Source organism: Mucilaginibacter sp. OK268, assembly GCF_900103125.1.
Classification (GTDB): domain Bacteria; phylum Bacteroidota; class Bacteroidia; order Sphingobacteriales; family Sphingobacteriaceae; genus Mucilaginibacter.
The window spans coordinates 200,582-222,209 of record NZ_FNJV01000009.1 but is presented as its reverse complement, the minus strand read 5'-3'; the positions used below and the strand labels follow the sequence as shown (position 1 = coordinate 222,209).

At 42.0% G+C, this 21,628-nt stretch carries 11 protein-coding genes; 1 reads left to right on the top strand and 10 read right to left on the bottom strand.

Annotated features, from left to right (window positions below; all coding sequences use genetic code 11):
• Nucleotide 1: 1 nt before the first annotated feature.
• The 6 genes from BLR84_RS24185 to treF all read right to left on the bottom strand — a co-directional run bounded on the left by BLR84_RS24185 (nt 2) and on the right by treF (nt 12,791).
• Nucleotides 2–3,289 carry a VCBS repeat-containing protein gene (locus BLR84_RS24185; RefSeq protein ID WP_090472833.1) on the bottom strand — a complete coding sequence of 1,096 codons (3,288 nt, stop codon included), beginning with the start codon at nt 3,287–3,289 and terminating at the stop codon, nt 2–4.
• 13 nt (nt 3,290–3,302) lie between these two features.
• Nucleotides 3,303–4,232, bottom strand: coding sequence for a GyrI-like domain-containing protein (locus tag BLR84_RS24180; RefSeq protein ID WP_090472832.1), 930 nt, complete (start codon nt 4,230–4,232; stop codon nt 3,303–3,305).
• Between the two features lie 131 nt (nt 4,233–4,363).
• A complete protein-coding gene (locus BLR84_RS24175; RefSeq protein WP_090472831.1) occupies nt 4,364–5,887 on the bottom strand; it encodes a RagB/SusD family nutrient uptake outer membrane protein in 1,524 nt (507 codons plus the stop codon).
• 29 nt (nt 5,888–5,916) lie between these two features.
• Nucleotides 5,917–8,886 carry a SusC/RagA family TonB-linked outer membrane protein gene (locus tag BLR84_RS24170; RefSeq protein WP_090472830.1) on the bottom strand — a complete coding sequence of 990 codons (2,970 nt, stop codon included), beginning with the start codon at nt 8,884–8,886 and terminating at the stop codon, nt 5,917–5,919.
• Nucleotides 8,887–9,487: 601 nt separating this feature from the next.
• The gene (locus BLR84_RS24165; RefSeq protein WP_090472829.1) at nt 9,488–11,113 is read right to left on the bottom strand and encodes a DUF6377 domain-containing protein; all 1,626 of its coding nucleotides are present in this window, start codon (nt 11,111–11,113) and stop codon (nt 9,488–9,490) included.
• Between the two features lie 112 nt (nt 11,114–11,225).
• Nucleotides 11,226–12,791 carry an alpha,alpha-trehalase TreF gene (gene treF / locus BLR84_RS24160; protein ID WP_090472828.1) on the bottom strand — a complete coding sequence of 522 codons (1,566 nt, stop codon included), beginning with the start codon at nt 12,789–12,791 and terminating at the stop codon, nt 11,226–11,228.
• A gap of 263 nt (nt 12,792–13,054) precedes the next feature.
• On the opposite strand from treF, the gene BLR84_RS24155 reads away from it, so the two are divergent.
• Nucleotides 13,055–13,531: a YybH family protein gene (locus BLR84_RS24155; RefSeq protein WP_218128474.1), complete on the top strand. Its 477-nt coding sequence runs from the start codon at nt 13,055–13,057 to the stop codon at nt 13,529–13,531.
• Between the two features lie 228 nt (nt 13,532–13,759).
• On the opposite strand, the gene BLR84_RS24150 is transcribed toward BLR84_RS24155, so the two are convergent.
• From BLR84_RS24150 to BLR84_RS24135, 4 genes are all read right to left on the bottom strand, one after another.
• The gene (locus BLR84_RS24150) at nt 13,760–14,230 is read right to left on the bottom strand and encodes a carboxymuconolactone decarboxylase family protein (RefSeq protein ID WP_090472827.1); all 471 of its coding nucleotides are present in this window, start codon (nt 14,228–14,230) and stop codon (nt 13,760–13,762) included.
• A 107-nt stretch (nt 14,231–14,337) separates the two neighbouring features.
• Nucleotides 14,338–16,368, bottom strand: coding sequence for a PAS domain S-box protein (locus tag BLR84_RS24145; RefSeq protein ID WP_090472826.1), 2,031 nt, complete (start codon nt 16,366–16,368; stop codon nt 14,338–14,340).
• Between the two features lie 249 nt (nt 16,369–16,617).
• Nucleotides 16,618–18,138 (bottom strand): RagB/SusD family nutrient uptake outer membrane protein, encoded by a 1,521-nt coding sequence (locus tag BLR84_RS24140; protein WP_090472825.1) that lies wholly within the window; start codon nt 18,136–18,138, stop codon nt 16,618–16,620.
• A 10-nt stretch (nt 18,139–18,148) separates the two neighbouring features.
• Nucleotides 18,149–21,496, bottom strand: coding sequence for a TonB-dependent receptor (locus tag BLR84_RS24135; RefSeq protein WP_090472878.1), 3,348 nt, complete (start codon nt 21,494–21,496; stop codon nt 18,149–18,151).
• Nucleotides 21,497–21,628: the final 132 nt, after the last annotated feature.

Below are 21,628 nucleotides of genomic sequence, written 5' to 3'. Positions count from 1 at the left end.
ATCAATTATTCCATTTAAAAAACCGGAGTGGTTTATTGTTAATCGCAAAGGCATAAATTACACCCTTTGCCGTTTTTATAGCTTTAATATCACGTACCTCGCCCCGGAGCAATAGCCCGGATGATGCGGTAGAGTTCTTGATTAAATCCCGCTTATTATTCAGCAGCATCACATCGCCATAGTCGGCATCGTATTTACCTTCGTAAGGTAATACACCGCTAAAATTACCACCGGCCAGTACCCCTTTATTGTTTCCTGCCGAAAATACGGTAAGGCCAAAAAGCGGCGCTACTTGTGCCGATGCAGGGAAAGCTTTAAACTCAAAATGCCCTTCTCCCTTGTTATAAAAAACGCCTGATCGAAAAGAAGCGGTTTTTAATGGCTTGTTGTCATTAAGCGAATCGCCAAACAACTGTTCTACCGTTTTACCGGCAAAATTGTGGAAGTATAAAAACTTCTTTTTGATGAGCGGTACCTGTTTTTCAATATCGCCCTTGCCCAAAAAAGTATAGTATTTTTGATCGATACCGTAAGCTACAATAGGATCGACAGTACCGTTCTTGTCCAGGTCTGACAGATAGAGTTTCAGCGGATTATCAAGCGTAGGTTTCAGTTTGGAATTGCAGCCATAATTACCGGCGAGGATATCTATTTTCCCGTCGCCATCCACATCGGCCAGTACTACTTTTTGCCACCAGCCCGATAGTTGATCTGTTTCAGTTTGATGCTGTTGTACCAGTTTACCTTTTTTGTTGAGGTATATTTTTACAGGCATCCATTCACCGGCCACCACAAGGTCGGACCAGCCATCGTTATCCAGATCGGCAAAAGCCGCAGAGCGTAACATTCCGGCATATTTTAATTCGTCAGGAATAATTATCTGGTGATATACGCCATGTCCATCGTTCATTAACAGGTACGATTCCGGGATCTTGCCAAAGCCAAAACTATCTGGCGCGCCGCCCACAAAAATATCGGGATAGCCGTCATGGTTCACATCGGCTACGGCTACAGCTGCTTTATTTACTTTGACGGATGAAATATTGGCCGAGCGTGTAAAACTCCCCTTACCATCATTCATGTACAGCCTGTCGGCCAACTCCGGCGAGCCGGTTCGCAGTTCATTGCCGCCGCTGGCCACATACAGATCGGGGAAGCCATCGTCATTGGCATCCAGGAAAACAGCGTCCACATCCTCGCTTGCTGAATCCGTTACAAAAGCGGGTTGCGCTGAGGGTTTAAAATCACCTGTTGTGGTTTGGATAAATAAAGCGCCGGACTGGTTACCGGCCCCGCAAACATAAAAATCGTCCAGGCCATCATGGTTTACATCGGCAACCGCTATTCGCGGTCCTTCGGCCGAAAGCATATGTGGAATGAGTGGCTGCTGGTTAAAATCAACAAAATCATCTTCCCGGTGTTTCCAGTTGGTGTGAATGGTATTCGTAATTTCCTGCAACAATGGTTTTGGTAATGGAAAAAACTGTTTATAATCAAACTGGCCTGTCACGTTACGTTGGTCGATCGTTAATTGTTGATTAGCTTTTACATTTTTGAATAACTGGGTTGCCTGATTGGGCCAAACAATCAGCACACTATCCACAGTTTTGCTTTTACCTAAACCAAAGTGCAGTCTCGGTTCTACCGATGACTCAAAGCCCCGGGTAAGCATCAACTGCTCATATTGCATTTGTCCGCCACAAAAAACGTAGGCTTTTACACCGATACCGAAATCGTTATCGTACCTGCCAATGAATTTGAGACTGAGATAAGCTATTTGCGGTGAGTTATTTTTATAGATACCAGCCTCATGGTTTACGTTATTGGTCACCAGATCAAGCTTGCCATCGTTATCCAGATCGGCATATACCGCGCCATTGGCCAAACCGGGGTTTCCCATTCCCCAGTCGATGCTTTTATCGGTAAACTTTTCGTTGGTATTCCCTTTAAATAAATAACTGTGTACGGCACCTAATGGCATTTTATCCAGCACCGTACTATCAAAACCCCGGCCGCTGTTCAGCATACCCTGTACCTGGTCATTCGAAACATAGGTAACATAATCCATGTCCAGTGCGCGGCGTTTGATGCCGTTAGCGATAAATAAATCCTTGATCCCGTCGTTATCAAAATCGGCCAATAGTGGGCTCCAACTCCAGTCGGTAGCGTAAACACCATCCATCAGAGCCACGTCGCTAAAAGCTTCGCCATTGCCCATGTTTTTTTGCAGCGCGTTGCGTGAGTACTGATCCTGGAAACCATTGCGGGTGATCTTGAATTTATACTGATCATAGGATTCATCGCCGCCATAACTTTTCAGCACGGTTTCTTCGGATGGAAGCATATCGGCTGTGATAATATCCAGCTGACCATCATTATTAAAATCGGCCATATCATTACCCATACTGAAGCGGCTGTAATGATTAAAATGTTTGGCGCCCGATTCTGTAAAAGTTCCATTGTGGTTGTTGATGTAGTAATAATCATTCTCGTGAAAATCATTACCCACATAAATATCTTCCCAGCCATCATTGTTCAGATCACCAACCGCTACACCCAGGCCATAACCCAGCGCGCTGCTGTAAATGCCCGCCTTTTTGGTTACATCCGTAAAATGCTCGCCGGTGTTGAGATATAATTTGCTGCCCGCCAGTTTATTCTCCGTTTTGCGCGCGGCAGTATCTCCATAAACGGCTACGGAGTGGTCCGACTGGTTGAGCAGGTAGCAATCCAATTTGCCATCGTGGTTATAATCAAAAAATACAGCCTGTGTGGAGAAGCCCGAAAAATCAAGTCCATACTCCGCAGAGCGCTCTGTAAACGTACCGTTGTGGTTATTGATGTAGAGCAGGTTATGCCCTTTTAAACCCAGCTTCCCGGCTACCGCGCACACGTAAATATCCAGGTAGCCATCGTTATTAACATCGGCCATAGTAACACCAGTGCTCCAATCTGCAGAGCCTAAAATACCGGCTTTTTGGGTAATATCTTCAAACTTGAAATTACCTTTGTTCAGATATAGTTTATTGCCTCCTTTTTGATTGGCCGTAAAAAACAGATCGGGCAAGCCATCATTATTAATGTCGCCAACAGCGACACCCCCGCCGTTATAGTAATACAGGTAGTCCAGGATACCTGGCCGTTCATTATCGCTGATGCGGTTTACAAAATGGATATTAGTTTGAGCGGAGGATAACTGCTCAAGGAGTGGGGGTGCAACAGGTTTTTGTTTGCACGAAATCACTCCCAAAAGCAATAACGCTAAAAAATAAAGTGATCTGTACTGCATGGTATAAATTATGTTAAAGCACCGGGTAATTAACCTGCATGTTTATGATATCATCGTCGCTGGCAGGGGGTTTATTATCAAGATATCTTTCAAATGGCGCTATTTGTTTTAATAAAGCATGATCCTGCATATATTTTTCCATAGCATTATATAACTGTTGCCTGCCGCTGTATTTGCCTTTATAATCGCCCACTAACCATTTACCTCCAGGCATGTGCATAAAGGTAATGCCGCCGGTTGAATTTACCTGTTTATTTACAGGTATCCCGATCAATATCTGCAACGAATCTGTTTTTTTAGGGTAATAAGCTCCTGCTAAAGATTGCCGGACCTGTAAATTATTCTGCGCAATAAAATCACGTACATCTTTTGCTGCACGGGCTATTTCAGCGTATTTATTCCTGGTAAGTATCGTTTCCTTTTTAATAACCAGATAAGTTTCATCAACATTTTTTTCGTTGATATTAAACCCGTAATACTGTTTGGCATTTTCCATAAATCCCTTCAACGATCTAAGATCATCAAGTATGTTTCCGGACGAATCAAGCTTCGAAAGCAACCATTTACCTACATTATTTTTAACATCAACAGCTATAGTCGCATGGTTATTTGCCACATCCGGCATCACCGTATACTGATATAGGTGCTCCATATGATTTTGTGTTCTGGTAACATTAAAAGTATTAGCGCTCATGCTTTCCACTTTAAAAGACTGCCCCGGTATACTGATCAAAAATGCACTAGCATCTGCACTTAACTTATCCTGTTTAGCATTGGTCAACTCATTCCTGATATCGGGCTGCCAGCGTTTCCAGTTATCGGCCGATATCAATTGCTGGCTTACCTCAAAATAATTTGCCCTGATATTAATACTGGCATGTTGATGAAAAGGTATAAAGGCCGCAATGATGAGTAAAACGAGTACAGCAAATGTTATTTTCATGTTTTAGGAACCACACTGAAATTACAATATTATTTGGATCGGTCTGCAATCTTATTCAGCGCTTTTTATAAAAACAATGGAACAGTTTTAAGCTGTTCCATTGTTCTATTAGCATAAATCAAATGTATTAATTAATAACCCGGATTTTGTTTTAGCAATGGGTTAGTATTAATTTGTGGTTGAGGTATTGGATAAAGGAAGGTATGATTATCGGCTGCGTCCTGAACTTTACCTGGTACACGTGCGCCCGTAAAGTATTTTTTGCCAGTTGCCACCTCAAACCTGATCAGGTCATTCCTGCGCCAGCCTTCCCATGCAAACTCACGGCCACGTTCGGCCAGGAGATCATCAGCAGTTAAAGACGTTAAATTTGGCACGCCCGCTCTTTGTCTGATCTTGTTTACGTTAATCAACGCACCAGCCACATTACCCTGATTCAATTGAGCTTCGGCCACCATCATATAGGCGTCGGCCAACCGGAACCTAACCCCATCATTACTGGTGCCATCACTACCGGTGCCGGGTTGCGGCTGATATTTCACACTACGGGCTCCTGCGTATTTAAAGCTATCGGCAGGGTTGCTTAACTCATTAACATAAATACTTATCACCGTGCCGTTAATAGGAGCCCCGGCGGCGGTGAATTGCTGCCCGGTAAGCCACATTTTTTTACGAACATCGGCGGCTGTAAATGTACGATAGAATGCGGTTGGCGCGCAAAACCCATTATAAGGTTGACTGGTTAAATTAAATGTTTGGTTGTTGTTATAATTCAGGGTATACATTTGAATTACGTTACCTTTAATAAGCGGGTAGTTGAAGGGTATACAAAATATATTTTCAACAGAACCGCGATTTGTATAGGTAAAATTGTCTAAAAAGTTAGGTTGCAGGCTATATTTGTTTGAATCGATAACCGTTTGAGCAGCAGTTTGAGCTTTTGCCCATTGAGGTGTGCCTGTATAAACCTGTGCGTTCAAATACAACTTACTTAACAGCATATAACCTGTCCATTTATTAACGTGACCATAGATACCAGGATTTTTGGTAGCATTATCACCAGACAATAACGGAATATTTTTAAGCAGGTCGTTTTCCAGGTAAGCATAAATATCGGCTCTTTTTACCGGGGCTAAACTAGCGCTGGTACTATAAGAGGTTACCAAGGGTATGTTACCATAAAGGTCGGTCATTAAAAACAGGTAATAATCTCGCAGTACACTGATCTCTGCAATAAGAGCCGGAGCATTTGCCGGTTTAGCAGCTAAACCATTAATAATGCTGATAACAAAGTTACATTTAGTTATACCGGCACTTAAGTCTGCCCAACCACCATTAACGTTTGCGTTATCAACAGCAAAATTATGAGTCCACAGTTGTGTATGCACACCACCATCATACCAGTCATTACCACGGGTTGGGATAATCATTTCATCTGTCGATGCTTCATTAAGCTGAAACACATTTTCTGTTTGCAACGGTGTTAAAGCTGTATAGGCCGGAGCCAAACCGGCAGCTATTTGAGCCGGTGTTTGATAAAAATTATCAATAGGTATAACCGTATATGTTTGTTTGTCGAGCTTTTTACATGACTGCATAATTAAACTGCCTGCCGCCATCAATGCCACCAATTGTAATATTTTATTATTTTTCATCTTTTTAAATTTTGATTTACAAACAGTTATTATCTAAATGATACACTTGTACCGAATGTAAAAGTTCTTACTTTAGGGTAATAGGCATAACCGCCGTAATCAGCATCGATATAGGATTGATTGCCACTACCAGCAGTAGCGCCTGCTGTTGAAACCTCCGGATCAAGACCTCTATATTTAGTTATAACAAACAGGTTGTTAGCTGCTACATATACTCTTAATGAATTTAAGCCTTTAATTTGTTTAAAGGTATAACCTAATGAGGCGTTATCCAATCGTAAATATGATGCACCTTCCAGCCACCTGTCTGATTGTGTTGGATTGCTTGTTATACCATTGGTTAATGCAGCCTTTGTAGTATTGGTAGTTGGCAAGCGGGTTACGGTTTCATAATCTAACAGCGTATTGTTAAATATTTTCTGACCATAAACACCACGTATAAAGAAGCTAACGCTCCAATTTTTGTAATTAAAGCTGTTATTGAGGCCGTAGTTGAATTTAGGACTTGGATCAATGTAATGCTTTGGTGGGTTTTGACCTGGATATTCCGCAAGAGTTTTACCATCAAACAATTCTACCCCCTGGGCATTCACTCCTGTGCTATGCGGCAAGTAAAATACATAGGGCGCATAACCTGGTACAAACCGTGTAATAGCCGTTGAACTTAAACCCTGACCTTGTGCATAACCAACTTCAAAAAAACTGGTGTTTACCTTTGTACCATCAGCCAGTGTGCCTGATAAATTGGCTATCCTGGTTTTAACAAAGTTTATATTACCCGATGCTGTCCAGTTAAGGCCATCACCTTTTAAAATCTGACCGGTAAGCGCTATCTCCAAACCTTTATTGGTTAATGCACCTACGTTTGAAAATGTAGTAGGTACAAGATTTGGAGGAGTTGGTACCGTATTAGCAAAAAGCAGATCCTTGGTTTTATCATTATAGTAGTTAATATCTCCTGATAAACGATCATTGAACAAAGAGAAATCAAGCCCGATGTTGCGGCCTATCCTGGTTTCCCATTTCAGATACGGATTAGCGTTTTGGTTAGGGGCATAACTTGATGGGTAATACCCGGTTGTTCCATCATAAAATTTATTACCCGGCGCTACCAATGCCAAACTGCTGTAAGGGCCAATGCCATTAGCATTACCTACCTGACCATATCCGGCACGTATTTTCAAATCATTAATCCAGTCCACATTATTAACCAGATCGCGTTTTAAACGATATGCCAGGTCAAACGAAGGGAAATAACCTACTTGATAATTACTACCAAATTTACTTGACTGGTCACGACGCACAGAAGCTGTTACGTAAAAACGACTGTCATAATTATAGTTTACGCGGGCAAGTAATGATTTTAGCTCGTTATCATCTTTGTAAGAACCCGGAGGGGGGAATATTAAACCCGTACCTAAAGCATTATCCAAACTTGCTTCAGAAATTAACTGTTGTGACCCTGCAAAAAAGTAGTTTGTAGGGAAGGTGCTTTTTTCAGCTACAGCAGTTGCAGAAATATTATGTTTACCAAAGCTCTTATCATAGTTAAGGTGAATGTCACCTTTATAAGAATTAGTATTCAGGTTACTGTCAACAGCCATGCTGTTACTGTTTTGGGCAACAAAACGGGGCACAAAATAGTGCGTTTGCACATTGTTACGAGTAGTTGAACCTGTAACACCTATTTTAAGGCCAGGCGCCAATGTATAATTAATATTTACATTGATGTTGGTTAAATACTCGTTATGCTTGTTATAAGTTTTGGTTAAATACAATACCGGGTTGTATGCGTTATAGCCAGCCCCATAATCATTAAATGATCCATCGGCATTTCTGATAGGTATAGTTGGGAGTGCATTAAATACATAACCTATAGCGCTATAATTGGTTAGGCTACGGTTGGTATTAACGTTTGAAATACCTAATTGAATATCTAATTTATCATTTAATGCCTTTTGTTCTGCGTAAAAACGCAAACCAAGCTGTTCCTTATTACTATTAATAATAACACCTTGCTGGTTCTGATAGTTTAAAGAGGCACGGTAACTAAACCCGTTTGCACCTCCAGATATAGCAACGTTATTGCTATGCGTTAATGCTGTACGTGTAATAGCACGCTGCCAATCGGTATTAACATCATCAGATTCACCCTGCCCTTTTTGGGGATTGGCTTTTGCTTCTGGTGTGGCCAGGTATTCGGCGGTGTTTAACAAATCCCAGTACTTACTCTGTTTTGAAAAGCCCACGTAGCCGTTATAATCAACCTGGGTTTTGCCTGCAGTACCTCTTTTGGTGTTAACAATAATAACACCGTTTGCACCACGTGAACCATAAATAGCCGTAGCTGACGCGTCTTTCAGCACATCATAAGAAGCAATGTCGGCAGGTGCAATGTTTTGAAACTGGGTAGGATCATCAAGCGGGATACCATCAACCACAAATAATGGCGATTGGTTACCGGAGATTGATGTTTGCCCTCTTAAACGGATAGAGGCCGACTGGTTAGGGTCACCACCACCCTGGGTAATTACCAAACCAGCCACTTTACCCTGAACCTGATCTAGCGGATTGATAATGGCACCCTGGTTAAAATCTTTCGCCGAAATGTTTGATACGGCTCCGGTGAGGTCTTTTTTACGCGTTGAACCATAACCTACACTGATTACCTGAACCTCGCTTAACGCGGTAGCGCTACCCACCAGTTCAACAGTTATTGTTGTTTTGCCGGTTATATCAACTTCCTGTTTGGCATAACCGATAAATGATACCACAAGTGTATTATTTGAGGCCGGTAATGAGAGTTTAAAATCGCCATTGGGCCCTGTATTGGTACCAATGGTTGAGCCTTTGGCTACGATGGATACACCAGGCATCGGCGAACCATCGTGAGAGTCTGTAACCTTGCCGGTTATTACTTTGTTTTGCGCCATTACCGGCACAGCAAAGAAGCAAAAAATGGCAAGACAGCTTACTTTAAGTAAATTTTTTAGCTGCATAAATTTAGATTTAGTGTTTAATTGGTTTGTTATAAATGTAAACTATTAATTTATCAAATAAAATAATCATAAATGTTATTTTGTTATAATAAATATTAAGTAACTGGTGATTAATTTATTACGATCGTTACTGTTTCATAATTACGGAGGACTACAGGCATTAGTAAGCTTTATATTCATATTCAGGTTGGTTTTAAATCAAAAATTACGTCAAAGCCCAATGCCCAACAATCGGCAAAAGCATTTAACCCGTTTATTGCAAAAGATCAATATCCTTTGCTACGTTGGTAGCTTAAAAGCTACTCACATGAAAATTTAATTTATTATGGTTTATATTTTATTATCCAGGAAAGGATGATTTATCATGAAAATATTTAAATTATTTTACAGGATATTAAATCACCTCATACAAAGTAATATGCGACTGGGGGCATTACCTATTTTTTTTGTTAAAATATAAGAATATATGGCTTTTTTATAATTCAATAAATTGATAATGAGTCATTTAAAAAAACACAACCTTCAAAAAATATAAATAAAATTTAAGCGTTTTTAAGGTGATTTTATACCACATGTTATACTTAAATCAACCACTTATGGGTTAGGTTTTACTTAACACCTCTACTGCTTTAATTTCCATTATTTTTTGATCAAACTGATCGCCGGAAATTATTGCTTTTGCTTTGATACGCATTTTATATACGTATATGGTGTTTACAGAGTACTCCAAAATATTAGCAATAGTTTCATTATCGCTTATCCCCATCCGTATCAGCGCGAATATCCGGAGGTCGGTATTCAGCACTTCATGATCGCGGGGCCATATCTGGTCTTCCTGTTTAAATAATGAGTTAAAAACAGTAATAAAATTGGGGAATATTTTCAGAAAAATATGATCAAAAGTATAGAATAATAACTCGCGTTCTTTTTTAATATTTATTTCATTAACTGCCAGCTGTATATCATCATATTTTCTTGCCAACAGCTTTCTGTCGATGTTTCTTTTCAGTTTTTCGAGCTTGAGGATATAGCCCGATATCACATTAAAAAAATACCCGATGTACTCCTCTTTAATGTGCGTATCCTCAATCAGCTTGTCGTTGATGCTTTCCAGTTGCTGATTTTTTTCTTCGATGATCTTTTCTTTCACCTTTAAGCGCTTGAGCTGGTTAAATATGATGAAGGCCACCATGAGTACCAAAAGTGAAACAGCAGTAATAGATAAGAGGTATACCAGGAATTTATTTTTTTCCTTTTCCATTAAAACCAGCTTCTGGGCAGCTACAACAGGTAATACAGCCCCGATCTTTATTTTCCGGAGCCGGGCGCCATAGTATTCCGCATCATTCATAGCCTGATCCACAAAAGTATAGCCATCTATGATATTACCGGTCCGGTACAGTAAATTACCTAATTCAAAACTCGCCAGGGTTTCTTTTGTTGATGAGCGGATGTCGTTTATAACACCGATGATCAGCAGATTGGTGCGTTCTTCTACCTCTGAGGGAGCACGATAAAATTGCGAAAGCCCCGTAGCCATCATAGCCCGCTGATGGGTGGTTAAAGGATACTGATAAAGTAAGCGGGAGTAATATTCAGACGGCTTTTTTGTATCTCCCAGCCTTACCTGTTTATCACCCTGATGCCTTAACCACTCATATGAATTTGGCTTACAAAGTGCAATGGTGGAGTCGAGATATTTGATGGATAAGTTGTTATTATACTGACTATAAAATACATTGTCGTCATAATCGGCCAGGTCTGAGTGGGCACGGGCTTTTAGCGAATAATATTCAATCTTACTGTCATCACTTAGTAATTGAACGTTGATGCCGTTAAAGCAGTCAAACGCTTCTTTGAACATACCAGCAGAAAGCAGTATAAAACCTAACTTAATTTTACAATCATTTTGCTTGGGAGCGTCATGCAGTATATCGCTTATATCCTGCATTTTATGAATATATACGTAAGCCGAATCAAATTGATAAACTTTATACGCTTCATATATATTGCTGCATAGCCTGTATCTGGCATTCTGATCAGTTAAAGGAGTTGTTGATAATGCTGTTTTGAGTTTTTGTATATCGGCCTCTTTTTTGTCGTCGTAAATTTTTTTTCTTGTAAGTTCCCGCTTTAGCTCGGTCAAAAGGCTATCTGTTTTTGATGACGCGAAGGTGGCGGCAGATCCAAAAAGTACAAGAAATAAAATTAGTATATAAACTCTCATAGTAAATCGATTAACTGATATGGTGTACTGCAATAGCTTAAATTTGTCTTAAAAAAACTGGCGTTGTAATTTACCTACAACACCAAAAAAAATGATAATTGTTTAAAAACTGTTATAACTGATCAACCTGGTAATGATTTAACAAGTTAAGCAGCACGCCGTTAGTCCACCCAAAACCGTCCTGCAGCGGATATTCGCCACCACCGGCCTTTGATCCCGTATCCAGCACATTATACTTCTCCATCAACTTTCCCGTTGCATCAAAAACCCGCATATTGGTACGTATCCAGGCTTCGGCAATGGAGCGGGCCAGCTCGTTCTCACCATAATTCCTTAATCCATCTATAGCCATATATTGCAATGGCGCCCAGGCATTAGGGCTATCCCATTGCTGGCCCGACCGGTTAAAGGTGGTTACCAAACCGCCCGATTTAAAGAATTTTACCCGAAGCGCTTGAGCCACTATTTTTGCCTGCCGCTCGTCGGCTATCTTAAACTCAAGCGGAAATACACCAGCCAGGGTTTGATGGGGGGTGATCTTGTTCAATTGCCAGTTATAATCCATAAACCAGCCTGTGCTTTCGCTCCAGCTATATTTCTGTATCGCTTTTTTACGTTGCTGGGCCTTGGCTAAATAAATCCTGTATTGGCTGCCATTCCCTGCTAATTGATAGGATTGGGCGATGGAGAGCTCCAAATGATAAAGCAAGCAATTCAGATCAACCGGGATGATACTGGTGGTTTGAATGGTTGCCAGATTGCCTGTGGTATCAAACCACCGGGTACTGAAATCCCAGCCTGACTCGGCCGCAGCGCGGATATTACGATAAAAATCGCCTGGTTTTTGCATGGTGGTTTTGGCTGCTTCCACATCTTTTTTAAATGATTCCTCGCGCGGCTGGTCCGAATCGTCCCAGTAACGGTTCAGCAGTTCGCCACCCGGCATACGGACTACCATACGGTGAGCCTGGCCTGTTTTTAATTTTTCTCCGCCTTCCATCCAAAACGCGTATTCTTTTAAAAGTTCCGGCTGATATTTTACTAATACCTTCTCCCCCTTATCCTTTGCCAGCAAATTAAGCATCACCGAGAAAAATGGCGGTTGTGAGCGTGTTAAATAATAGGTACGGGTTCCGTTTGGAATAAAGCCATACTTATCTATCATATAAGCAAAATTGTCGATCATGTTTTCAATGATCTGTGTTTTATGGCTCTCCTGCAATCCAAGCATGGTAAAGTAGGAGTCCCAATAATAGGTTTCGCGGAAACGACCACCGGGAACTATAAAATCATGTGGCAAGGGCAGCAATGACGAATATTTAGAAACGGTATCATGCCTGCGGTACAACACCTGCCACAAAGTATCAATGTGTTTACGTATACCTGCGGTGATATCGCTTTTAAAAACATCGTTATGGGTGCCGGGGATAAAAAAATTATCGTTTACAAATTGCTTCAGATCAAAATCGGGTTTATTTTTTTGCGCCTCATAATCTTTCATGATCAGTTCGGGATTACGTTTGGGTGTGGCATCAACAAATATCTTATTATCAGGAAATATATCGGTAAGCTGTACAGCCTCAAACAAGCCCGGATATAATTGCCGGGGAGTACGACTTTGGGAATATGTTAGTAAAAAAACAAATAACAGTACTAATGTTAAAAGTGCTTTTCTCATGCTTCAGTTAATATAAATGGAAGTATGAAGGTAAATAAAAAGCTCAAAATATGTTAAAAGGCGTAAATAATTAACATTTTGGCATGTGATGGGTCAATTAACAACCTGCTTGTTTAAAAAGCGGCGGCAATTGCTGCAATTACGCTAAGGATTAAAATATTTACTCCAACCCTGCTTCTTCCGTTTTGTACAATTTATCCATGCTGGGGTACTCTATTTTTGAATCATATTATTTAACAGATCAATAAATTAATTCAAGAAAGATGAACCAGCTTTTAAGTGCGGTGCCCATATGGGCCATATTCATGATGTGTTTCAACATTCAAAGTCCAGAACTTGAAACCCAATCAAATTTAAGTGAGGCTAAAAAAGCCATCGCGGCAAGCAATCAAATTTATTTCCAGGCTTTTGTAAAAAACGATCCAATTATTTTTATTGACCGGTATGCGGATGATTGCGTGATCATGCCCCCCAACATGGAGCCGCTGCATGGAATGGCAGGTGCGCGTCAATTTTTCAAAATGGCGTATGATCAATTCGGATTACGCGATGGCCGGTTTATCACTACTGCCATTTATGGCGATGGCGGGACATTTGTTACTGAAGAGGGGATATGGCAGTCATTTGATGCGAAGCACCGGCTTTTTGATAATGGAAAATTCCTGGTACTTTGGAAAAAAACAGCAAAAGGATGGAAAATGTTCAGGGACTCATTTAGCAGCAACCGTAGGAGGAAATAAGGGGAATTACCTATAATGGAAAGTTCAAGTTTTATAAAAAGATGTCATTTCGATAGAGCAGGGGCGGGAAAAGCATAGGGGCGAAAGAGAAATCTTCTACAGCATACCACGGAAGCATATCGCAGAAGATTTCTCCTCGTACCTCGTTCGAAATGACAATGGATTTAAATATTTCCAACACCTTGTGGTCACCAACGATTACGAGTTGAAGGATAGATAGGTTTTTTCTTAAGCTTGTACCTTATAAGCTCCGGGCTGATACCCGCCAACAGGTGCCGGGAACGCGATATTAAGACGATTATAGCTATTGATGGTAATAATTGCCATAGTGAGATCAATCAGTTCCTGTTCAGAGAACTGGTTGCTTGCTTCTTTATAAATCTCGTCAGATACGGGACCTTCAGTAACTTTGGTCAAGGCTTCGGCCCAGGCCAGCGCGGCGCGTTCACGTTCGGTATAAAAAGGGGCCTCGCGCCAGGCGCTCAGCAGGTATAAACGCTGTTCGGTTTCACCTTCGGCGCGCAGGTCTTTGGAGTGCATATCCAGGCAAAAGGCGCATCCGTTAATTTGTGATACGCGGAATTCAATTAAATGTAAAAGTGATTCTTCAACCGGTGATTTTGCCAGGTAAATAGCTAAACCATATATAGCTTTCATTGCGGCCTGGCCTTTTTGATGTACATTAAGTCGTTGTTCCATTTTTTTGATCTCTAATGATTATTGAATATTTAATTTATACTCCAATGATGAATGAGATCTCAGAAACTGGACATTATTTGAAAAAAAAATTAAAATTTATTTTACCGCTATAGATTCAGTGGTATTTCGAAGAAAAATGTTGACCCTTTTTCCGGCTCGCTATCCAGCCAGAGTTTACCATGATGGCGCGTGATGATCTCTTTACTGATGTACAAGCCTATACCAAGCCCCGATATATGGGAGGCCAGTTCCTCTACGCGATAAAAACGCGAGAATATGCGCTCCTGATGTTCTTTCTGGATACCCATACCATAATCCTGTACGGCTACCTTAACTTTATCAGGCGTGGCAGAGATGGTTACATTAACCAATTTTTCCTTTGGAGAGTATTTAATAGCATTGGAAAGCAGGTTAACAATAACCTGTTCAATCCGTTGTTTGTCTGCCGAAATGATGATCTCCTGTTCCGGTTGTTGTAATATGATCTGGTGTGTTTTGGTCGAATACTGGATGAGTTCAATAGTTTCCTGTACAATTTGAGTGATGTTAAAATCACTGAACGAAAGGGGCAGCTGCCCGGTTTCTATTTTAGAAACATCCAGCAGATCGGAGATCAGTTCGGATAGCTTTTTAACCTGGAGCAGCGCTTTCTGTAAAAATGGTTTATTACGGTCTGTATCCGGAAGTGTACGATTCAATATTTGCAAATAACCACTCAAACTGGTTACCGGCGTTTTTAATTCATGACTGGCCAGGCCAATAAATTCTTCTTTTTTATCATTAAGCTTCCGTATCTCTTCATATAGCTTAGTGTTATCCAGCGCGATAGCAGCCTGTGTGGCAACCCCGAATATCAGTTGCTCATGCTCCCGGGTAAATTTACCCGGCTCGGGATGCCCATAAAACAATCCACCTATTACCGCGCCCGATTTGGAGATTACGGGTACAGCCAGGTAACTGGTTACCTGTAAATGCCCTTCGGGCATCCCAAAGAAGGGGCTATTCTTTCCGTATCTCGGATCTTTGGTTATATCGTCGGCACGTACAATGCCCTCCCCTGTAAATGTAGGATGAAAAAGGGCCGTGTTCCGGGGTATTCCAAACCGTTCAAAGGCTTCTCTTGGTGCGCCCGACAGTGCAAACAACATATAAGATTCACCGGCCTCGCTCACGTTATTATAAAAAAACGCCCCAAACGCCGCGCCGATCAACCGGGTGGTTGCATCCGTTACTTTTTGCAGAATATCGCTCACGTCCATCTTCTCTGAAATAACTTTCCCAAGCGCGTTCAATACCTCCAGGTTTTCTGCGTAGCGTAATAACCTTGCTTCTGTTTCTTTTTGATGGGCGTTATTCCGGATAATTTTGGCGGCGCCGATCACCTTGCCGGTAACATCCCTGATGGGAGAAACCGATATAGAAACGGGGATCTCTAAACCAGCCTTAGTTACCCGGAAGGTTACATAATGTTCCACCTTTTTATTACTCCGGACCCTTTCCAGGATAAGGTCCTCTTCATCTAAGCGATCCTCAGGGATAAGTATGGTAATATGTTTCCCGATAACATCTTTTTCTGTATAACCCAGTAAATGCTCTGCTGCCGGGTTCCAGCTGGTGATAATGCCATCCAGGGTTTTACCGATGATGGCGTCATCGGATGATTCTACAATGGCGGCCAGCTTGGCGCTTTTTTCTTCGGCCAGTTTGGTTTCGGTTTGGTCAACTATGGTACCTATAAAACGCTCTGGCTCCTGTAATTTATTAAAGTAAACTTTTCCCTGTGCCCTTAGCCATCTCACCTCCGGCTTATCAAAACGAATAATACGATAGGTCATATCATAGATATGGTCGCCAAGCGGGTCCATGGCCTTTTTCATGGCCTGCTCCAGTGCGTCCCTATCCGCAGGATAAATATGTTCGGTAAACAGTTCGAAATTTATTTCAGCCTCGGGTGCCAGGCCGTACAGGTGTTTGCATTCGTCAGACCAGGTAAGTTCGCCGGTTAATGGTTTATAATCCCATGTCCCTAAATTAGCAGAAGCGATGGCCATACGCAGCCGGGCTTCACTTTTTTCGAGCTCGGCCTCACGTTGTTGATATTGTGCAAGTTGCTGCTTTAAATCGGTAAGGTTTTCCATGGTATAGATACAAAACTAAGTTATTGAATTTTGATTCCTGCCAATAAAAACCATAAAAATCGATTATTTTATCATTTTTTAATAAGCTATTTACTTAATATGAAAAGGATAGGGCAAATTGTTTAATTAGTATGAAATACTCTTTGTATCGCAGCCTCCAGCAATTAACGAAATCCCCATTTCTTTATAACAAACAACCGGCAGCAAAAATTTGCTGCCGGCTTTTGTTCGTTAATAGTTAATTAGTGATTATTTATAATCCGGATTTTGGATCAACACCCCACCGCTCTTGTCAATTTCTGTTTGAGGCAGCGGCCATTTGTAAAACTTATCTTCAAAATGATAGTTGATGAGGGTGCTTTTTACCGCGTTAAGTACCGGCCCGGCAATGTGCCATCTCAGCAGATCATAATGACGCAAGCCCTCAAAAGCAAGCTCAACGCGGCGTTCATGCCTGATACGTTCGCGCATCTGATCTTTGGTGTAGCCAGCCGGGTATGGAGGCATACTCACACGTGCCCGCAGATCGGTCATCGCTTGATAAACGGTAGCGTCCGGACCAGCGATCTCATTCTGAGCTTCGGCATACATCAGCATCATTTCGCCCAAACGTAATACCACAGCATCCTGCTGACTTAGGGTCGAGAAGCCATACGGCATATTATTAGGTTCCAGGAATTTAATGGTACCATAACCGGTAGGCCGCAAGTTGGATGGGTGATACACCTTGCCCGGACCAAAGTTAACAGAATCGGCATATACGGTTTTCGCTAGCCTTGGATCGCGATTATTGAATTGGTTTTTGGTATCGGTTAATGGAGATGTGCCATAAGGCTGACCGTCGGTACATTCAAACGCATCAACCATATTTTGCAGCGGAGCACAAGCGTCCCAGTCGCCATAATACATATCCCAGGGAGTTGTATTATTAGGCGCTAGAAAGTTAATCGAGAAAATGATCTCGGTATTGTTTTTTTGCGTGGCATCCCGGAAGATATCCTCAAAATTGGTGCTCAGCTTATATTGTCCCATCAGGTCCTTGCACAGATCCCTTACCTGGGTGAGTATAGCTAGATCAGGAGTCCCGGTGTTACCGAAAGCGGCAAATAATAACACCCTTGCTTTTAAGGCTTTTGCCGAAGATGCCGCCGCGTGCCCGCCATTGGCATAGTATGCAGCAGTATTTAAATTGGCAATGCTGTAATCCAGGTCGGTGGTGATCTGGGTTAAAATTTGTGCAGCCGGCACTTTAGGTTGCTTTTGGTTGCTCAGGTTAAGCGGTTGCAACACCAGGGGCACATCACCATAAATGCTGTATAGCTGGAAGTAGAAAAAAGCACGGATGAACCTTACTTCGCCTTCGTACACTTTTCTTTGCGTATCAGAAATATCAGCCCCTTTGTAGTTAGCCAGGTTTTGCAGGAACAGATTTATACGGGTGATACCAGTATAACTGTCATTGTAAATACCAGTTTCGTAACCGCCGGTAGTAGGGTTAAAGTTACCCTGAACAAAATCCTTGGAACTGCCGGAATTAAACTGGTTGTACCCGTTATCGGTAAAGCAATCCCTGAAGCCTATACCTACGGCAAATTCCTCGGGTTGTAAAGCTGCATACACACCCGCAAGGGACTCATCAAAATCAGCTTTGGATTTATAGAAGGTAGCCGTCGCTATCTGATCCGAAGGGTTCAGATCCAACGCTTTTTTACACGCGCCTACAAACAGCGATGTAATTAATATGATGGTTATTATAATTCGATTTTTCATGTGGGGCTAATTAAAAAGTAATATTTAAACCAAAGGAGTATATTTTATTTTGCGGGTATTGTACCCCGTCGCCGCTGCCATAACGCTCAGGATCAAGACCCTTGAACTTGGTTATAGTAAATAAATTATCGCCGGCAAAATAAACCCTAACTCTGTTGATACCCACTTTTTTGGTGAGCTGTGCAGGAATGGTATACCCGAACACCAGGTTTTTAAGCCTTAAATAGGATGCATCCTGCAGGAAGAAGGTAGACCGGCGGCCGATCTTATCCGGCGCGCTCTGACCAAAATAAATGCGTGGCATGGTGGTTGACGGATGCTCAGGCGTCCAGGCATTTAACCAATCTGTAGTTGGCGCAGCACCCTGAACAAAGGGGATAGTTCCCCAGCCAGACACATATGATTTAACCCCGTAAACCCCCTGGAACATGCCCGACAGATCGAAACCTTTAAAACTTGCTCCAAGATTAAATGAATAATTCAATTTAGGAAAAACGCCGCCAATGATGGTTTTGTCATTCTGATCAATTTTACCATCGCCGTTTACGTCCTTATATTTCAGGTCGCCCGGCAGTGTTGAGTCAGAAAACTGCTTAGGAGAATTGGCCACCTCTGCCGCTGATTGGAAAATGCCGATCACCTGTAACATATAAAATGAATTTATCGGCTGCCCGGTTTGGTTAATAGTATAATCGCCGATCTCTGTTTGGCCAAATTTTACCAGCTTGTTCGTATTATGATCAACATTAACACCCACGTTATAAGCAAAGCCGCCTAAAGCGCCATCGCGTATAACATTATTGTATGATAAACCAAGCTCAATACCGCGGTTGTTCACTACACCATCATTAATAATAGGAGCGCTTAAGCCTACAACTCCGGTAACCTGGGCCTGTCTTAAAATATCAGATGTGGTTTTATTGTACCAATCGGCGGTTAAATTAAAGTTTCTCAAAAGCGTTATATCCAAACCTATATCGGTCATGGTGGTGGTTTCCCATCTGATAACCGGGTTGTTCAGGGCTTGCTGCGCTACACCTGTTGTTAGTGTTGAATTATCAAAAGAGTAGTTAAGGTTTGGATTTCCTCCCAAATTCAATAATGCCTGGAAAGGATAGTTACCAATATTTTGGTTACCTACCTTACCCCATGAGCCCCTGAGTTTAAAGTTATCCAGCCAGGTTAAATTCATGGCTTTTACAAAGGGCTCTTCAGTAGCCCGCCATCCGGCAGAAAACGAAGGAAATATCGCCCATTTATTAGCAGGCGGAAATCTTGAACTTCCGTCATCACGAATATTGCCTTCCAACAGATAACGGCCTTTATAATCATAATCCAAACGACCAAAGTATGACATTAACGCCCATTGATTAGAGGTGCCATATGCACTTTGTATATCTGCCCCTCCGGCGTTTAGTTCCTGCAGATCCAGGTCGGGAAAGTTCTTGCGATAGCCCTGCAGGTATTGATATTTACTTTGCTCAATACTGTAACCAACTTGTGCCTTAATATTATGCCCGTGAAAGTTATGCGCATAGTTTAAATAGCTATATAAATTGGTATAAACGGTTTGTTCGTCCTGGTCGGTTAAACCCTTGCCCAGGTCCAATTGAGTTTCCAGTTGATTGGTTTTGAAGTTGTATTCATCCAGGGTGGCTTTAAAATCCTTGTACTTATCCATATTAAAGTTCACCGCACCTTTGGTGTACCAGGAAAAATCCTTATTGAACTGCACTTCAACCCAACCTTGCGCGTTCACGGCGTAATCATTAGTAACCCTGGTAAAGTTTTGATCCAATACAGCTATCGGGTTCTTGTTGTTATACTCAAAGTCATAGGCTTTAAAGGTGTAATGTCCGCTGCCATCAGTCAGGTAGGGGCCATAAGTAGGCGCTTGTGACATAGCCGAAAGAAAAAGGTCCATGGAAGAACCGTCCCATTGGCTTGGTAATGAAGGATTGCCCGCCACCGCATCTCTGGTACCTGATTTTAGCAATACGTTGGTGCCGAATTTGATATGATCGTTGATCTTGGAGGCTAAATTGATACGGGCGCTGTATCGCTTATAATCAAAGCCGCGCTCAATACCATTTTGATTAATATAGCCCAGTGACACATTATAGGTAGTTTTATCATTGCCTCCGCTAAAAGTGAGGTTATGATTTTGGGTAGGCGCTGTTCTGAATATCAGGCTCAGCCAATCGGTATTAGGGTAGTGTAGCTTATCTGTACTATTACGATACAGGTCGATCTGATCCTGCGGATAAAGGGAGTTAGGGTCTGTTGTGCCGCTGTTGATACGGGCCTGGTTAAACATCTCCATGTACTGCGCCGAGTTGGTTACCAGTTTATACATGTTAGTAGGGCTGTAAAAACCCACGTTGCCATCATAACTTACCGACATTTGCCCGGCCTTACCTTGTTTGGTAGTGATCAGCACAACACCATTGGCTGCCCTTGATCCATATATAGCGGTCGAGGCAGCATCTTTTAATACAGATACGTTATCAATATCGGTTGGGTTAAGATCACTGAAATTGCCGGGTACACCGTCAATTAACACCAGAGGGTCTGTACCGGCGCCGCTAAAGGTACCAACACCACGAACCTTAATGGATACGCTTTCGTTACCTGGTTCACCAGAGCCGACATTTACCGCTACACCGGGAGCTAATCCCTGAAGCATGGAGGCAGGATTCACTACCGGGCGCTTGTTCAGCGTTTCGCCGCTAACAGACGAAACCGCCCCGGTGAGGTTCACTTTCTTTTGTGTGCCGTAACCCACCACCACAATTTCATTTAATGCCGATGGTTGCTCTTTAAGCATCACATCAATTTGGGTTTGGGTACCTACCGCGATCTCTCTTGACGCGAAACCCACAAAGCTGAAAACCAGTACAGCACTGCTATTGCTTACCGATACTTTATAACGGCCATCAATACCGGTTTGGGCGCCTACATCGGTACCTTTTACCTTAACGGTTACACCCGGTAGCGGTACGCCTTTATCGTCTGTTACCTGGCCGGTAACAACAATATCCTGGACAGCAGCGACCTCGGCTTGTTTGGGAGTAACCACAATGGTATTGTTATTCACCACGTAGCTAAATGGCTGATCCTGGAAGCATTGCTTTAAAACATCGCTCAGATCGGCATTTTGCAGGTGTACATTTACCGGCACCGCCTTTTTGAGCAGTTTGGCGTTATAAAATACACTGAAGCCGCTTTGCAGGTGAATTTCCTGCAGGGTTTCGGCCAGGGAAGCGTTATTTTTATCAAGACTGATCTTTTGTGCAAATGACGTTGCGGCGCTCACTTGCAGTATAGAAACCAGGCACAAAAAAAACGACAATTTCATAATCAGAAATAATTTAGATTTAAGGCAGGGCCATTCCCTGCATCTTATTGCAGCAGATTTTTTATACATTTGAATGTTAGGTTAAATAATTGGTTATGAGAAATATGATCATTGATTGATACCTGACAGCTA

Bases quoted from the DNA above. Each gene is read 5' to 3' on its own strand.
- BLR84_RS24185 (WP_090472833.1), bottom strand. From the start codon at position 3,289: ATGCAGTACAGATCACTTTATTTTTTAGCGTTATTGCTTTTGGGAGTG.
- BLR84_RS24180 (WP_090472832.1), bottom strand. From the start codon at position 4,232: ATGAAAATAACATTTGCTGTACTCGTTTTACTCATCATTGCGGCCTTT.
- BLR84_RS24175 (WP_090472831.1), bottom strand. From the start codon at position 5,887: ATGAAAAATAATAAAATATTACAATTGGTGGCATTGATGGCGGCAGGC.
- BLR84_RS24170 (WP_090472830.1), bottom strand. From the start codon at position 8,886: ATGCAGCTAAAAAATTTACTTAAAGTAAGCTGTCTTGCCATTTTTTGC.
- BLR84_RS24165 (WP_090472829.1), bottom strand. From the start codon at position 11,113: ATGAGAGTTTATATACTAATTTTATTTCTTGTACTTTTTGGATCTGCC.
- treF (WP_090472828.1), bottom strand. From the start codon at position 12,791: ATGAGAAAAGCACTTTTAACATTAGTACTGTTATTTGTTTTTTTACTA.
- BLR84_RS24155 (WP_218128474.1), top strand. From the start codon at position 13,055: ATGAACCAGCTTTTAAGTGCGGTGCCCATATGGGCCATATTCATGATG.
- BLR84_RS24150 (WP_090472827.1), bottom strand. From the start codon at position 14,230: ATGGAACAACGACTTAATGTACATCAAAAAGGCCAGGCCGCAATGAAA.
- BLR84_RS24145 (WP_090472826.1), bottom strand. From the start codon at position 16,368: ATGGAAAACCTTACCGATTTAAAGCAGCAACTTGCACAATATCAACAA.
- BLR84_RS24140 (WP_090472825.1), bottom strand. From the start codon at position 18,138: ATGAAAAATCGAATTATAATAACCATCATATTAATTACATCGCTGTTT.
- BLR84_RS24135 (WP_090472878.1), bottom strand. From the start codon at position 21,496: ATGAAATTGTCGTTTTTTTTGTGCCTGGTTTCTATACTGCAAGTGAGC.